We start from the raw sequence: 15,711 nt of genomic DNA, 5'->3' as shown, positions 1-15,711 counted from the left end.
ATTCCGTTCAACTGGAATGCGCTTTTTAATAGCAATAATCCGGCCTGTGATATTATTGCGCGCATTATGCGAAATAAGCCTGGAGTATGGAATGAAAGTTACGCTGCCTGATTTCCGCCGTGCGGGGGTGTTAGTGGTTGGGGATGTCATGCTGGATCGTTACTGGTATGGGCCAACCAGCCGTATTTCACCGGAGGCGCCGGTGCCGGTGGTCAAGGTGGACACGATTGAGGAACGCCCGGGCGGTGCGGCGAACGTGGCGATGAATATCGCCTCTCTGGGGGCGGGTTCGCGGCTGGTCGGCCTGACCGGGATCGATGACGCCGCCCGCGCCCTGAGCGCCAAACTTAACGAAGTCAATGTGAAGTGCGATTTCGTTTCGGTGCCGACGCACCCGACGATTACTAAGTTGCGGGTGTTATCCCGTAACCAGCAACTGATCCGGCTGGATTTTGAAGAGGGCTTTGAAGGCGTCGATCCACAGCCGATGGTCGAGCGTATCCAGCAGGCGTTGCCGAATATTGGCGCGTTGGTACTGTCCGATTACGCGAAAGGGGCGCTTACCCACGTACAAACCATGATCCAGACGGCGAAAGCGGCGGGCGTGCCGGTATTGATCGATCCCAAAGGGACGGATTTTTCCCGCTATCACGGCGCGACCCTGCTGACGCCCAACCTGTCGGAGTTTGAGGCCGTCGCCGGGCGCTGCAAAAATGAAGATGAGCTGGTGTCCCGCGGTATGCAACTGGTGGCCGATTATGCGCTATCCGCCCTGTTGATTACCCGTTCCGAGCAGGGAATGACGCTGTTGCAACCGGGTAAGGCGCCGTTGAATTTACCGACGCAGGCGCAGGAAGTGTATGACGTGACCGGGGCCGGCGATACGGTTATCGGCGTGCTGGCCGCGGCGCTGGCTGCCGGCAATTCGCTGGAAGAAGCCTGTTTTCTGGCCAACGCCGCCGCTGGCGTGGTGGTGGGCAAGCTGGGGACATCGACGGTAACGCCGATCGAACTGGAAAACGCCATTCGCGGCCGCTCTGACACCGGGTTTGGCGTGATGAGCGAAGCGCAGTTGAAAGAAGCGGTGGCGCTGGCGCGCCAGCGCGGCGAAAAAATCGTTATGACCAACGGCTGTTTCGATATTCTGCATGCCGGGCATGTTTCCTATCTTTCGAATGCCCGTAAGCTTGGCGATCGCCTGATTGTGGCGGTGAACAGCGATGCTTCAACCAAGCGCCTGAAAGGGCCGACCCGGCCGGTTAATCCGTTAGCGCAGCGCATGATTGTGCTGGGGGCGCTGGAAGCCGTCGACTGGGTGGTGCCGTTTGAAGAAGATACGCCGCAGCGCCTGATTGCCGAGGTGTTGCCGGATATTCTGGTAAAAGGCGGCGATTATCAGCCGCATGAAATCGCCGGCAGCGAAGAAGTGTGGGCCAACGGCGGCGAAGTCAAAGTGCTGAATTTTGAAGACGGCTGCTCCACAACCAATATTATTAATACGATTAAGGCCGGGCAGGCTGAATAAACGACTGAAACAGGTATGAATCCATTGAATCAAGAGCCAACCGAAGTACGTGAGGCAACCTCACGGGTGGCGGAACTGCGCACCTTATTGCGTCATCATGAATACCAGTATCACGTGGAGGACGCGCCGGAAATTCCGGATGTTGAATACGATCGGCTGATGCGTGAGCTGAAAAGTCTGGAAGAGACCTATCCCCAACTGGTGACGGCGGATTCCCCGACGCAACGCGTCGGGGCGGCGCCGCTGGCGGCGTTCGAACAGGTGCGTCATGAAGTGCCGATGCTGTCGCTGGATAACGTATTTGATGAAGACAGCTATCTGGCGTTTAATAAACGCATCGGCGATCGGCTAAAAAATGCGCAAGATCTGACTTTTTGCTGTGAGCTGAAGCTGGACGGTCTGGCCGTCAGCCTGCTGTACGAAGAGGGCGTGCTGGTGCGCGCGGCGACGCGCGGCGACGGCGCCACCGGCGAGAACATTACCAGCAATATCCGCACCATCGGCGCGATCCCGTTGAGTCTTAAGGGAGAGAACATTCCGCGCCGTCTGGAAGTCCGTGGCGAAGTGTTTATGAAACATGACGGTTTCGAAAAACTGAACGACGAAGCGCGACGCACCGGCGGTAAAGTTTTCGCCAATCCGCGCAATGCGGCGGCAGGTTCGCTGCGACAGCTCGATCCCCGTATCACCGCTAAACGCCCGCTGACCTTTTTTTGCTATGGCGTCGGCCTACTGGAGGGCGGCTCGCTGCCAGATAGTCACTGGCAGCGACTGATGCGGTTCAGACAGTGGGGATTACCGGTCAGCGATCGCATCAAACTCTGCACCGGCAGCCATGAAGTGCTCGATTTTTACCGCCGTATCGAACAGGAGCGCGGCTCGCTGGGTTTTGATATTGATGGCGTGGTCATCAAGGTGGATGATTTGGCTTTGCAGGAGCGTCTGGGGTTTGTCGCCCGCGCGCCGCGCTGGGCGGTGGCGTTTAAATTTCCGGCGCAGGAGCAGCTAACCTGGGTTCGCGACGTTGAGTTTCAGGTCGGTCGTACCGGAGCGATTACGCCGGTGGCGCGTTTGGAACCGGTGGCGGTGGCGGGGGTGATGGTCAGCAATGCGACGCTGCATAACGCGGATGAAATTGAACGTCTTGGCTTACAGATTGGCGATCGGGTGATTGTCCGCCGCGCCGGCGATGTGATTCCGCAGATTGTCGGCGTGGTGGAATCGGAGCGGCCGGAAAACACCCGGCCGATTGTGTTCCCAGTGGTCTGCCCGGTGTGCGGGGCTGATGTGGAGCGCGTTGAAGGTGAGGTCGTTACGCGCTGCACCGGCGGCCTGATTTGCGGGGCGCAGCGCAAAGAAGCGCTAAAGCACTTTGTTTCCCGCCGGGCGCTGGATGTGGATGGCATGGGCGACAAAATCATCGACCAGCTGGTGGAAAAAGAGTACGTCGAAACCCCCGCCGACCTTTTCCGGCTGAGCGCCGGTATATTGACCGGCCTCGATCGAATGGGGCCGAAATCGGCGCAGAATCTGGTTGGCGCCCTGGAGAAGGCCAAAAGCACCACGCTGGCGCGATTCCTGTATGCATTGGGGATCCGGGATGTCGGGGAAGCGACCGCCTCCAACCTTGCCGCGCATTTCGGCTCGCTTGAGGCGCTATTCGCCGCGGACGAAGCGTCGCTGCTGGAGGTGCCTGACGTGGGCAAGGTGGTCGCCGCCCATGTGCGTCACTTTCTTGAGGAAGAGCATAACCGGAAGGTGATCCGCGAGTTGACCGCGCCTGACGGCATCAATATTCACTGGCCTGAACCGCGGGTGGTGAAAGCGGAAGAGATCGACAGTCCGTTTGCCGGCAAGACGCTGGTGCTGACCGGGTCACTGAGTATTCTCTCCCGCGATGAAGCCAAAGATCGGCTGACGGCGTTGGGTGCGAAGGTCAGCGGCAGCGTATCGAAAAAAACGGATATGGTGATTGTCGGCGAAGCGGCAGGCTCCAAGCTGGCAAAAGCGCGGGAACTGGGCATTCCGGTTATCGATGAAGCTGAAATGATACGTTTGCTGGGAGAGTAAACCGGTGGAAAAAGAAGATCTGATTGAGATCGCCAATATGCCGATGCCGTTTGGCAAATATCAGGGGCGTGCGCTGATCGATTTGCCGGAAGAGTATCTGCTGTGGTTTGCCCGTAAAGGGGAGTTTCCCAACGGGCGACTGGGGGAACTGATGCAAATGACGTTGGCGATCAAGATAGAAGGTCTGCAAGGGCTGGTTAAGCCGTTGAAAAAAAATAATAAGGCATGATTGTTACCTCATGCCTTGTTTATCGTTCGAATTTAGATGTAAACATTAATCTGGTTTTCTTCCGTCGGGCGATTAACGCCGTCGGCTTTAATGCCAGTACTGGTGCTTGTGGTATTTGTTTCATCTACGGTTTGCTGTGCTTGTACGTCTTGTTGGGCTTGAGCAGCCTCAAGCTGGGCTATCTGCGCCTGAATGGCTTCAATTTGTGCCTGTAGCATTTGACTCTCTGTTTCAATCTCTTCTGCGCTACCGGAAGAGTTTAATACATTTGTCAATTTCTCTGTCAGTTTTTCAAGTTGTTGAGTTAATTTATTTATTTTTTGCGTGTAGTTTTCACTGCTGGTCGATGAACTACTCACCGATGAAATTGCGCTTATACCTGACATTTTTCCTCCTGATAAATGTGCACAAACAAAGTTGTGCTCATTTATTATCGTCCTGTTATTCTTTTTCCTTGAAAGAATTTTGATATTAAAAGCCAACTATACTGTTAAGTTAGTTATGTCATATGTAACTAAATGTGTCTTCTGCGGATTAACTTCCATAAACATTAATGGCGCTATTTAGGCGCATAGCCTGATGATTCAGCCTTTCCGCCGCTTCCGTTGACTGTGCGACCATATCCGTATTTCGTTGCGTCATTTCTTCAATCTGCGCAATGGAGGTGTTGATTAAGCCCAGCGCGGAGGTTTGTTCGCGGGTGGCATGGCTGATCTCTTTGATCATGGCGGAAACGTGCTGCACTTCATGCACAATATCGCTGATATGTTTGCCTGCATTTTCCACCATATGGCCGCCTGATTTGACGCTTGCCACGTTGGCGTCAATCAGCGTTTTGATCTCTTTCGCGGCAGAAGCGGAATGCTGCGCCAGATTGCGGACTTCGGCCGCCACGACGGCAAATCCTTTGCCCTGAACGCCGGCGCGGGCCGCTTCAACGGCGGCATTCAAGGCGAGTATGTTGGTCTGGAAGGCAATGCTGTCGATTACGCCGATAATATCGACAATTTTATTACTGGCTTCGGAAATGGAATCCATCATGTCGATGGTTTCCTTCATGATCTCCCCGCCTTGTACGGCGGTGCGGCTGGCGGTTTCCGCCAGTTGCGTTGCCTGGCCGGCGGTTTCCGCGCTTTGCTGAACCGCGGCGGTAATTTGCTCGATGGCCGCGGCGGTCTGCTGTAGGTTGGCGGAAGTTTCCTCGGTGCGGGTATTCAGCGCGAGATTGTTGTCGGCCAGCCTGTGACTGACGTCGGTCATGCCCTGAACCTGCGTACCGACATCATCGACCAGAGAATGCAGGTTGAGTCCGAACTGGTTGATGGCCCGCAGCAGCAGGCCGATTTCATCAACCCGGTTCAGGTGTACCGACTTTCCTTTCCGACCGGAAACGATATGTTGCGCCTGTTTTAGGATCATGTTCAGCGGCTGGGCAATCTGCCGTTGTAGAAAGCGATCAAGCAGAAAGATTAAGGGGAGCGTAAGGATAAGCAGCCAAAGCGGGCTGACGCCGCCGAGAGAAAGTAATAGGGGAACAATTCCCGCCATCAGGATTGCCAGGCGCAAGCGCCAGCGAATAGGCAGTTTCTGTAATATCGACAGCGGGGAAAATAGACCGGTTCGAATCACCAATCCTTTGTAAAACCGCCGGCTCCCGGCCTGCTTTTTCCTCACTGCTTCATACAGCGGCTTCGCGGCTTTAATTTCATCGGCGCTTGGCGTATTACGCACGGAAATATAACCGGTGAGTTGATTTTGATGGTACACCGGCGTGACGTTGGCGCGCACCCAGTAATGATCGCCGTTGTTACGTCTGTTTTTTACCAGTCCGGTCCAACTGTCGCCTTGTTGTAAGGTAAACCACATATCGGCAAAGGCTTCAACGGGCATATCCGGGTGGCGTACAATATTGTGCGGTTGATGAATTAATTCATCCTCGGAAAAACCGCTGACGTTGATGAATGCGGAGTTGGCATAAGTGATATGGCTGTGAACATCTGTTGTGGACATTAATGTCGTGTCCATGTCTAACAGATACTCCTGCTGTGTGACAGGTGTATTTAATCTCATCAGAAACCCCGGTAACTTTTATTGCTGTTAATGTATTCAATTAGATACGCTGATTTTTTTGGGGGCCATATGCTATTGGCTTTTATTGGATAAGTAATAATAAACGATAAGCTTTTCTTTTTGAGAATCATTTACCGAATACAATTACCCGGTTATCAGCTTGTATGAATTTATGATGATGAGGTTCCCGCTGTCAATTGATTCATTTTATTATAAATAAATCATTGGTGGGGGATGATTATTCAAGGCGGTGGTTTTAAATGATAAATCTATTCAACAAAACGGTAAATAATGATATTTACCCGGATAGTCAAATACATTGGTTTTGTTAAATTTTATTGGGTGGTTATTTAAGTTTCTGGTATGGAATGTTGCTGATTGTGGTTTCTTTCTACTTTTCGGCCCGTGTTTTTAAAGGGAGGTATTTATTAAATTGATCTCCAGTCAAAAACCAGTTTTTTACTTAATAAATAAAATGGCCAGAATCGATTCTGGCCATAGGAACAGTAAGACGTCAATCAGGTTACCGGCGCCGGGTTAAAGACGGCCAATTGGTTGTGAAGCCCCCATTGGTCGGACCAGGTTTTCTTCCTGCCGCTGGCGATGTCCAGAATGAAGTGGAAAAGTTGCCAGCCAACGTCTTCAATCGTCGCATCGCCTGTCGCGATGGTTCCGGCGTCAATATCCATAAGATCGTACCAGCGATTTGCCAGCACCGTGCGGGTCGCCATTTTGATGACGGGAACGGCCAGTAAGCCATAGGGTGTGCCGCGACCGGTGGTAAATACCTGTACGGTGATGCCGGAAGCCAGTTGCTGCGTACCGCAAACAAAGTCGCTGGCCGGCGTTGCCGCATAAATCAGGCCGCGTCTGGTGGGGCGCTGCCCCGGCGACAGCACTTCGACAATGGCGCTGGTGCCTGATTTTGCAATAGAGCCCAGCGCTTTTTCCACCACGTTGGCCAGGCCGCCCTTTTTGTTGCCGGGCGAGGGATTGGCGCTGCGGTCAGTCTGGCCGTTATCAAGGTAGCTGTCGTACCAGGCCATCTCTTCCAGCAGCCGTTTGCCGACCTCTTGGTTAATGGCCCGCGGCGTCAGCAAATGAATGGCGTCACGCACTTCGGTCACTTCTGAAAACATCACGGTGGCGCCGCAACGTACCAGCAGATCGGATGCATAGCCGACCGCCGGGTTCGCCGTCACGCCGGAAAAGGCGTCGCTGCCGCCGCATTGCATACCAACCACCAGCTCGGAGGCGGGACAGGTTTCACGCCGACGTTTGTTCAACTGTTGCAGATGCCGATCGGCCATGGTCAGAATATCATCCACCATTGACTTAAAGCCGACGTGATGCTCATCCTGCAAACGTACAATGCTGCTGTCATCCAGCGAGATAGCTTGTACATCCGGCGTGCCTTCCAACAGGCGTTCCGGCTGTAATTTTTCACAACCCAGGCCGACAACCAGCACTTCGCCGCCAAAGTTGGGATTTCGCGCCAGATTATGGATGGTGCGTATCGGCACTACCGCCGCCGGGGCATTGATGGCGACGCCGCAGCCATAGAGATGATTAAGCGCTACGACGCCGTCGACGTTCGGATAGCGAGGCAGTAAATCCCGTTCGATGATTTTAACCACATAGTCAACCACACCGGCGACGCAATGTACGCTGGTGGTAATGCCGAGCAGGTTTTTCGTGCCAACGCTGCCGTCCGCATTGCGATAACCCTCAAACGTATACCCCTCCAGCGGGGGGAGATCGGCCGGGACTTTGGTGGCCAACGGCAAGGTTTCCAGCGCCGGGGCTTGGGGTAATTCCACCAGCGATTCATCAATCCAACTGCCCTGAGGGATATCCCTTAAGGCATAACCGATGATTTCGCCATAGCGAATAATGGGGCCGGATTTGGCAATATTGACCAGGGCGACTTTGTGCCCCTGAGGGATATGCTCAATTAATGTTAATCCAGTATCAAATTGGGTGCCGGCGCGTAAGCCATTGTCATTAACAATGATTGCAACATTATCGTCATCATGGACTTTAATGTAAAAGGCCTGCACGGAATTCTGTTTGTTCTGTGACATAATGTCTCCAGTTAATATTTATTCAGAAAACCAAGAAATTCTCGTCTTTTTAGTATGGGTAATCCACGTTTTACCAACATGATATCTGATTATTGTATCGCGCCGCATTGTGCAATTGAATAATCTTCGCCGGTTATAATATGGAATAATCAGGCGAATTGCCTACTCTCTGTGATCTCACTCACTTTTTATATGCCGCCACTATGGATGGAAAAGAATAGTGTGATATTAATCGCAACTTCATGTGCATAACGCAAGAAATACCGCTAATTTCTCATGAATTATTGTGCATTTTAACAATGCTATTCTGTGGCGTCATTTTTATACTGATTGCGAATTGTCATGCTCGTGGCGAAATCTGCTAATGAATGTTTTTATTTAACATGATTTGCGTCTGAAAATTAAAATAACTCAAATTATCAATGAAAAATATCACTTTAGCGTGTTTGAGTTAACATACTAATAACGATAGAGAAGGGGTGTTTATGAATTCCGATGCCGTCCTTATAAATAAAAAGAAAACCTATGTCCGTTACATCATATTGTTAATTATATTTACCGTTACCGCCATAAACTATGCGGATCGTGCAACATTATCGATAGCCGGTTCGGCCGTAGCGGCGGAATTACAGTTGGATGCGGTGCATATGGGGTATATTTTTTCCGCATTTGGCTGGTCATACCTGGTGATGCAAATCCCCGGGGGTTGGTTGCTGGATCGCTTTGGTTCAAAAAAAGTTTACGCCTACAGTATCTTTTTCTGGTCATTGTTCACTTTCCTGCAAGGATTCGTCGATTGGGTTCCCTTAATCTGGGCCCCCATTACGCTGTTTGCGCTGCGTTTCATGTTAGGTTTTTCTGAAGCGCCGTCCTTCCCTGCGAATGCCCGCATCACGGCCGCCTGGTTTCCCACCAAAGAACGCGGCACCGCATCGGCTATTTTCAATTCCGCGCAGTATTTCTCTCTGGCGATTTTCTCTCCCATCCTGGGTTGGTTAACTTACCAATGGGGTTGGGAACACGTCTTTTTGGTCATGGGGGGATTGGGATTCGTTTTAACCATTGTATGGGTGAAATTTATCCATAATCCAACCGATCACCCTGGCATCAGCCCGCAGGAATTTGAATATATTTCTAAAGGCGGCGCTGTTGTTGATATGGATCACAAGAAAGGCGACAGTAAAAATAGCGATGGCCCTAAATGGGACTATATAAAACAGCTTCTCTCCAATCGTATGATGCTGGGGGTATTTCTCGGACAATACTTTATTAATAGTATTACCTGGTTCTTCCTGACCTGGTTCCCTATTTATCTGGTGCAGGAAAAGGGAATGTCTATTTTGAAAGTCGGTCTGATCGCCGCCATTCCGGCGCTGTGCGGTTTTATCGGCGGGGTATTGGGCGGCGTGGTATCCGATGCGTTGTTAAAACGAGGTTTTTCGTTAACCGCGGCGCGTAAAATTCCCATCGTATTAGGTATGTTGCTGGCATCCAGCATTATTCTTTGTAATTACACCGACAGTAATGTGCTGGTTGTGTCATTGATGGCGCTGGCTTTCTTTGGTAAAGGATTCGGCGCGTTAGGCTGGCCGGTGATTTCCGATACCGCGCCTAAAGAAATTGTCGGCCTGTGCGGCGGCGTATTTAATGTGTTTGGCAATGTAGCATCTATTGTTACGCCACTGGTTATTGGTTATTTAGTCAAAGAATTACACTCTTTTAACAGTGCTCTGCTTTTTGTCGGTATCTCCGCAATAATGGCAATGCTGTGCTATTTGCTGGTTGTGGGTGAAATCAAACGTATGGAATTAAAGAAAAGCTGATAACTGATGATTGTTTCCGTCATTTATTGGCTGTCGCAATACGAATTAAACAGAAGGTTATTATGAGTAATACGCTATTACCTAACCGTTTTCGTCAGGATTTACGTCAGGGGAAAACCGTGATTGGTTGCTGGTGCGCGCTGGGCAACCCGATTTCAACCGAAGTGCTGGGGCTGGCCGGATTTGACTGGCTGGTTCTGGATGGCGAACACGCGCCCAACGATATCACCACGTTTATTCCGCAGTTGATGGCATTGAAAGGCAGCAACAGCGCGCCGGTTGTCCGTCCGCCATGCAATGAGCCGGTGATCATCAAACGTTTGCTGGATATCGGTTTCAATAATTTCCTGATCCCGTTTGTGGAAACGGAAGAAGAGGCGGTCAGGGCCGTCGCGTCTACGCGTTATCCGCCCGCCGGTATCCGCGGCGTCTCTGTTGCCCATCGCAGTAATAGGTATGGAACAGAGCCTGATTACTTCGCCACCATTAACGACAACATTACCGTCATGGTGCAGATAGAGAGCCAGCAAGGGGTCGACAATCTGGATGCCATCGCGGTGGTTGACGGGGTGGACGGTATTTTCGTCGGGCCAGGCGATCTCTCCGCCGCGCTGGGGTATTTGGGGCAACCCAACCACCCGGAGGTTCAGCGCGTCATTCGTCATATCTTCGACCGTGCCGCCGCACACGGCAAACCCAGCGGTATCCTGGCGCCGGCTGAGGCCGATGCCCGGCGATACATGGAGTGGGGGGCGACTTTCGTTGCCGTCGGCAGCGATTTGGGCGTTTTCCGCGGCGCCACGCAGGCGTTGTGCGACAAGTTTAAACCGTGATCCCACGGTTAATCGCGAGTGTTAATTACATCAGACAATGAGGTTACAACGATGAAAATTGGTTTTATTGGACTCGGCATCATGGGAAAACCGATGAGTAAAAATCTGCTGAAAGCGGGTTACTCATTAGTCGTGATGGACAGAAATCTGGAAGCGGTGGCCGAAGTGGTTGCTGCCGGCGCGACGGCGGCGGAAACGCCGAAATCAGTGGCGGCGCAATGCGACATCATTATTACCATGTTGCCCAACTCTCCGCATGTAAAAGAGGTGGTGCTGGGCGAAAACGGCGTTATTGAAGGCGCGCGCGCCGGCAGCATCGTGGTGGATATGAGTTCGATCGCGCCGCTGGCCAGCCGCGAAATTGCGGCGGCGTTGGCGGAAAAAGAGATCGCCATGCTGGATGCCCCGGTCAGCGGCGGCGAGCCGAAAGCGATCGATGGCACGCTGTCGGTTATGGTCGGCGGCGACAAATCGCTGTTCGATCGCTGTTTTGAGATCCTCAAGGCGATGGCCGGTTCTGTCGTGCATACCGGTGATATCGGCGCCGGTAACGTCACTAAGCTGGCGAACCAGGTGATTGTGGCGCTGAACATCGCGGCGATGTCGGAAGCACTGGTATTGGCGACGAAAGCCGGCGTTAATCCTGATTTAGTGTTTCAGGCGATTCGCGGCGGCCTGGCGGGAAGCACCGTGCTGGAAGCCAAAGCGCCGATGGTTCTGGATCGCAACTTTAAACCGGGTTTCCGCATTGATTTGCATATTAAAGATTTGGCGAACGCACTGGATACATCGCACGGCGTGGGCGCGCAGTTGCCGCTGACCGCCGCGGTGATGGAAATGATGCAGGCGCTGAAAGCGGACGATCTGGGATCGGCCGATCACAGCGCATTGGCCTGCTATTACGAGAAACTGGCTAAGATTGAAGTTACGCGATAAGGCCTATGTGAGCGTTGTCGGATCGGCATACACGGTTGTATGCCGGTCTGGATATCGGGGTAATCATGCTGATAAACGCCGATTCAACTGCGCGGATTATTGATGAAATCGGAACGTTTATGAAATCGGATCGCTTATGAAAATAGTTATCGCACCGGATTCTTATAAAGAAAGCCTATCTGCACAAGAAGTTGCTGCGCAAATTGAAGCAGGGTTTCGTGAGATCTTTCCTGATGCCTGCTATGTCAAATTGCCGGTTGCGGATGGCGGCGAAGGCACCGTTGAAGCCATGGTGGCGGCAACGCACGGAGAGATTGTCAAGGTTAAGGTTACCGATCCGTTAGGCGATAGTGTCGAGGCATTTTTTGGTCTGTCTGGCGATGAAAAAACGGCGTTCATCGAGATGGCCGCCGCCAGTGGATTAGAACGGGTTCCCGCGCAACAGCGTAACCCGCTACTGACCACCAGCTATGGTACGGGCGAGTTGATTCGCTGCGCGTTGGATCATGGCGTGAAACATTGCATCATCGGCATTGGCGGCAGCGCGACCAATGACGGCGGCGCGGGCATGGTTCAGGCGCTGGGGGCGAAGCTGCTTGACGCATCCGGCGAACAGATCGGGTATGGCGGCGGACAGCTCGACAAGCTGGCGAGTATTGATATCGGCGAGTTGGATCCGCGTATTAAAGACTGTCGTTTTGAAGTGGCCTGCGACGTCACCAATCCACTGACCGGCAAACAGGGCGCGTCCGCGGTTTTTGGCCCGCAAAAAGGGGCGACAGACGCGATGATCGAACAGTTGGACAATGCGCTGAAGCATTACGCCGCTGTCATCCGTAACGATTTGGATATGGATGTCGAGCATGTTCCCGGCGCAGGCGCCGCCGGCGGAATGGGCGCCGCGCTACAGGCTTTTTGCGGCGCTGAATTGCGGCAGGGGATTGAGATCGTCACCGAAGCGCTGGGGCTGGATGAACTGGTTCGGGATGCGTCTCTGGTGATTACCGGCGAAGGCCGTATTGATAGCCAGACGATCCATGGCAAGGTGCCGATTGGCGTTGCCCGGGTAGCCAAACGCCACCATAAACCGGTGATCGGTATCGCCGGCAGCCTGACCGCTGATGTCGGGATTGTGCATGAGCATGGTCTGGATGCCGTGTTCAGCGTCCTTTACAACATCTGTTCATTGGAAGAAGCCCTGGATAATGCCGCAGAGAATGTGCGTATGACGGCGCGTAATATTGCGGCGACGATTAAGCTGTCGAAAGATTTATCGTAACGATTTATTCCGCGCCGCGATGCGTGTTCAATGGCGGCGGAATGCGTCTGCTCCGGCGTTCATCCTGAGGGGGCGCTTGTTAGCTGCGACCGCGCCGCCTCGTTGACGTTGTCGATTTCGTCCAGCAGTTCCAGCCACTCCGGTTCCAGCGCCTTGGCATCGACCCCTTGGCGCAGCTGTTGTTCCAGATAACAGCAGATTTGTTTCAATCGCGGTACGCCGCTGTAGCTGCAACTGCCATGCAGCTTGTGGATCAGCGCGACGATGTCGTCGTTGGGCTGGCCTTTCAGCAGGTCTGCAACCTGTTGACGTACCTCTGGCAGAAAGTCCAACAGCATCTGCAACAGTTCCCGGGCCAGCTCCGGTTTATTGGCCGCCTGCCGCTGCGCCAGCGTCCAGTCCAGAGACGGTTGGCTATCGTCGCGTTTATCCGGCGGGGCAATGACGCCTTTGGCGGGAGAATACCGGAACAGCACTTTTTTCAGCATCTGCTCGTCAATCGGTTTTGCCAGATAATCATCCATACCGGCCTGTAATAGCTGCTCGCGTTCATTGCTCAGGCTATGGGCGGTAACGGCAATAATCGGCGTTTGGGCATGATGGGGGAGTTGGCGGATTAATTCGCTGGCGCGAATGCCGTCCATCTCCGGCATCTGAATATCCATGAGCACGATATCGATATCGTGCTCTCTGGCCTGAGCAATGGCGTCCATGCCGTTTTCGCACAGAATGATGTTTTCCACCTGTTCTTCCAGCAGGGTGCCGATCAGTTTCAGATTGGCCGGATTGTCATCCACGGCCATCACCCTTAGCGGCAGGCGTGCCGGGGCGGGTGACGGCGGCTGAAGCGCCATGATATTTTCCGGCAGAAACGACAACGGGAAAAGCGAACTGTTTTGCAGTAGCGGCAACAGACGGGGCGCGGAGATCGGCTTGCTCAGGCAGGCGTGAACGCCGAACATTTTCAGCTGTTCCGCATCCATTTGAGCAAGACTGGGCAGCGCCAGGATCACGCAGGGCGCGCGCCGACAGACGTCGCGTAATCTGGGCGTATAGTCGAACAAGGTGTTGCGGTAATGCACGGGAATGCCTAACAGCAGGATATCGAAAGATCCTTCAGGGAGCTGTTCCAACGTCGGGCTGTAGCTTACGGTAAATAGCGTCTGACTGAGGATATCCAGCGTGGCCTGCGCCGCCGCCGGATTGGATTCGATATACGCCAGATGCTTGCCGTCCTGCATTCTGTCTGTGTTATTGGCGGGCGCGGCATGGGGGTTCAACGACAGGTTGATATGCAGCCAGAACGTCGATCCCTTATTTAACTGACTATGGAAGCTGATATCGCCGCCCATTTCTTTGACCAGTCGCTGAGTGATAACCAACCCCAGTCCGGTTCCGCCATGACGTCGCGAAATACTGGTGTCGGCCTGACGGAATGCCTGAAACAGCTGCGACTGCTGGCGTTCGGCAATGCCGATGCCGGTATCGCGAATCTGGATTTCCAACTGAACCTGATGGTTTTCCCGGCGGCGTTTTTCCACCCGTATATCAATATTGCCCTGTTCGGTAAACTTAATGGCATTACCCAACAGATTGGTGATGATTTGCTGAATACGCAGCGGATCGCCGATAAATTGCTCCGGGACGTCATGCTGAATATCGAGCGTGAGCTCCAGCCCTTTTTCATGCGCGGTATGGGCCAGCAGCATCACCACTTCGTCCAGCGTGTTATGTAATGAGAAGGGAATGTTTTCCAATACCAGCTTGCCCGCCTCCAGTTTAGAGAAGTCCAGCACATCATTAATGATGTTCAGCAGGTTATTGGCGGAGCGCTCTATGGTCAGCAGATAATCGGTCTGGGTCGGATTCAGCGAGGTTTTCAGGGTCTGGCGGGTAAAGCCTATGACGCCGTTCAGCGGCGTTCTTAACTCGTGCGATATATTAGCCAAAAACTCGGATTTGATCCGCGCGGCTTCCTGCGCCCGTTTTTTGGCAAGATCCAGTTCGACGTTCTGGATCTCCATTTGTTCCAGCGTTTCCCGCAGATCGTAGGTCGCCTGATCGATATTTTGCTGCATCTCCTCGTGGTAGGCGGTCAACGACATCGCCATCGAGTTAATGCCGTTTTTCAGCATATTCAGCTCACCCAGCATATAACCTTCAACCCGGCTATCCAGTTGTCCGCGCCGGATTCGATCGACCGTTTCGACCATATTGCGAATCGGCGCGGTGACGTCCCGCATCAGACGATAGGCGAACAGAATGGAAACGCCCATACACAGCAGCAACAGTAAGCCGGCGATAAAAATTTCCTGATATTGCTGGAGTTTGATGGCGTTGGTATCCAACTCAACGGCAAGATAGCCAACCGACGCCATAGCGCCCGGCAGCGGCGGCGTTAAGTCGTCATCAATAAGCTCGTTGTCAGCCAAAATCGGCATATACAGGATCAGCGAGTTCTCGGTATGGTGCAGAGACAACCTGTTGTTAGCGGTCGCCTCGCGGGTCAGGTGTTGCAATAACGTGTTCTGACGATTATTGGTCGTCACGGTCAGCTGATTTTTATTATCAAAAACGCTGATGGTTCTGACGATATTGGAATGTTGGCGGTGAAGCGTATTGATCAGCGTTTGAATCGTGTCCTGCTGGTGTTTGGCAATGGCGTAAGCGCTATTGATCGCCAGTGGTTCAATAATACTGGTCCCTGCGTCAACCAATTGCGCCTGCAATTGGTTATAGCGGTGAATGACAAAAAAGGTACTGATCAGCAGACCGATCATCAACGTCGGCGCCAAAATCAGTATCAACATGCGCGCACGCAGACTGTGTTTGGTCATAAGGGTCCAATGTGGGAGAATTAAG

Annotated in this window: 11 protein-coding genes; 7 read left to right on the top strand and 4 right to left on the bottom strand. The window is 52.8% G+C overall.

The features are described 5' to 3' along the window. Nucleotides 1-91: 91 nt before the first annotated feature. From hldE to JG725_RS17660, 3 genes are read left to right on the top strand one after another with little or no spacing between them, the layout of a single operon-like run. Nucleotides 92-1,525, top strand: coding sequence for a bifunctional D-glycero-beta-D-manno-heptose-7-phosphate kinase/D-glycero-beta-D-manno-heptose 1-phosphate adenylyltransferase HldE (hldE, locus tag JG725_RS17670; RefSeq protein ID WP_172291201.1), 1,434 nt, complete (start codon nt 92-94; stop codon nt 1,523-1,525). A 15-nt stretch (nt 1,526-1,540) separates the two neighbouring features. Beyond that, nucleotides 1,541-3,595: an NAD-dependent DNA ligase LigA gene (gene ligA / locus JG725_RS17665; protein WP_199379176.1), complete on the top strand. Its 2,055-nt coding sequence runs from the start codon at nt 1,541-1,543 to the stop codon at nt 3,593-3,595. Between the two features lie 4 nt (nt 3,596-3,599). Then, entirely contained in the window at nt 3,600-3,824 is a 225-nt protein-coding gene (locus JG725_RS17660; RefSeq protein ID WP_172291203.1) for a DUF3820 family protein, read from the top strand. Nucleotides 3,825-3,856: 32 nt separating this feature from the next. Here the strand turns inward: JG725_RS17660 and JG725_RS17655 are convergent, their stop codons facing one another. From JG725_RS17655 to garD, 3 genes are all read right to left on the bottom strand, one after another. Then, a complete protein-coding gene (locus tag JG725_RS17655; RefSeq protein WP_172291204.1) occupies nt 3,857-4,210 on the bottom strand; it encodes a FlxA-like family protein in 354 nt (117 codons plus the stop codon). Between the two features lie 148 nt (nt 4,211-4,358). Continuing rightward, nucleotides 4,359-5,894 carry a PAS domain-containing methyl-accepting chemotaxis protein gene (locus tag JG725_RS17650; RefSeq protein ID WP_199379174.1) on the bottom strand — a complete coding sequence of 512 codons (1,536 nt, stop codon included), beginning with the start codon at nt 5,892-5,894 and terminating at the stop codon, nt 4,359-4,361. 518 nt (nt 5,895-6,412) lie between these two features. Next, nucleotides 6,413-7,978: a galactarate dehydratase gene (gene garD / locus JG725_RS17645; RefSeq protein WP_172291206.1), complete on the bottom strand. Its 1,566-nt coding sequence runs from the start codon at nt 7,976-7,978 to the stop codon at nt 6,413-6,415. 485 nt (nt 7,979-8,463) lie between these two features. On the opposite strand from garD, the gene JG725_RS17640 reads away from it, so the two are divergent. The 4 genes from JG725_RS17640 (at nt 8,464) to JG725_RS17625 (ending at nt 12,849) form a co-directional block, all read left to right on the top strand. Beyond that, nucleotides 8,464-9,801 carry an MFS transporter gene (locus JG725_RS17640; protein ID WP_172291207.1) on the top strand — a complete coding sequence of 446 codons (1,338 nt, stop codon included), beginning with the start codon at nt 8,464-8,466 and terminating at the stop codon, nt 9,799-9,801. A 62-nt stretch (nt 9,802-9,863) separates the two neighbouring features. Then, nucleotides 9,864-10,634: a 2-dehydro-3-deoxyglucarate aldolase gene (gene garL / locus JG725_RS17635; RefSeq protein ID WP_199379172.1), complete on the top strand. Its 771-nt coding sequence runs from the start codon at nt 9,864-9,866 to the stop codon at nt 10,632-10,634. 24 nt (nt 10,635-10,658) lie between these two features. Beyond that, nucleotides 10,659-11,570: a 2-hydroxy-3-oxopropionate reductase gene (garR, locus tag JG725_RS17630; protein WP_330528040.1), complete on the top strand. Its 912-nt coding sequence runs from the start codon at nt 10,659-10,661 to the stop codon at nt 11,568-11,570. 136 nt (nt 11,571-11,706) lie between these two features. Continuing rightward, the gene (locus JG725_RS17625; protein WP_172291210.1) at nt 11,707-12,849 is read left to right on the top strand and encodes a glycerate kinase; all 1,143 of its coding nucleotides are present in this window, start codon (nt 11,707-11,709) and stop codon (nt 12,847-12,849) included. 59 nt (nt 12,850-12,908) lie between these two features. Here JG725_RS17625 and barA read toward each other — a convergent pair whose 3' ends face one another. Next, nucleotides 12,909-15,686, bottom strand: a complete 2,778-nt coding sequence (gene barA / locus JG725_RS17620) for a two-component sensor histidine kinase BarA (RefSeq protein WP_172291211.1) — start codon at nt 15,684-15,686, stop codon at nt 12,909-12,911. Between the last annotated feature and the right edge of the window lie 25 nt (nt 15,687-15,711).

The sequence above is a fragment of the Brenneria sp. L3-3C-1 genome, assembly GCF_016456245.1.
GTDB lineage: Bacteria > Pseudomonadota > Gammaproteobacteria > Enterobacterales > Enterobacteriaceae > Brenneria.
The sequence above is the reverse complement of the archived record's forward strand: the minus strand, read 5'-3'. Positions and strand labels throughout refer to the sequence as shown.

Bases quoted from the DNA above. Each gene is read 5' to 3' on its own strand.
- barA (WP_172291211.1), bottom strand. From the start codon at position 15,686: ATGACCAAACACAGTCTGCGTGCGCGCATGTTGATACTGATTTTGGCG.
- JG725_RS17650 (WP_199379174.1), bottom strand. From the start codon at position 5,894: ATGAGATTAAATACACCTGTCACACAGCAGGAGTATCTGTTAGACATG.
- hldE (WP_172291201.1), top strand. From the start codon at position 92: ATGAAAGTTACGCTGCCTGATTTCCGCCGTGCGGGGGTGTTAGTGGTT.
- garL (WP_199379172.1), top strand. From the start codon at position 9,864: ATGAGTAATACGCTATTACCTAACCGTTTTCGTCAGGATTTACGTCAG.
- JG725_RS17655 (WP_172291204.1), bottom strand. From the start codon at position 4,210: ATGTCAGGTATAAGCGCAATTTCATCGGTGAGTAGTTCATCGACCAGC.
- JG725_RS17640 (WP_172291207.1), top strand. From the start codon at position 8,464: ATGAATTCCGATGCCGTCCTTATAAATAAAAAGAAAACCTATGTCCGT.
- garD (WP_172291206.1), bottom strand. From the start codon at position 7,978: ATGTCACAGAACAAACAGAATTCCGTGCAGGCCTTTTACATTAAAGTC.
- ligA (WP_199379176.1), top strand. From the start codon at position 1,541: ATGAATCCATTGAATCAAGAGCCAACCGAAGTACGTGAGGCAACCTCA.
- JG725_RS17625 (WP_172291210.1), top strand. From the start codon at position 11,707: ATGAAAATAGTTATCGCACCGGATTCTTATAAAGAAAGCCTATCTGCA.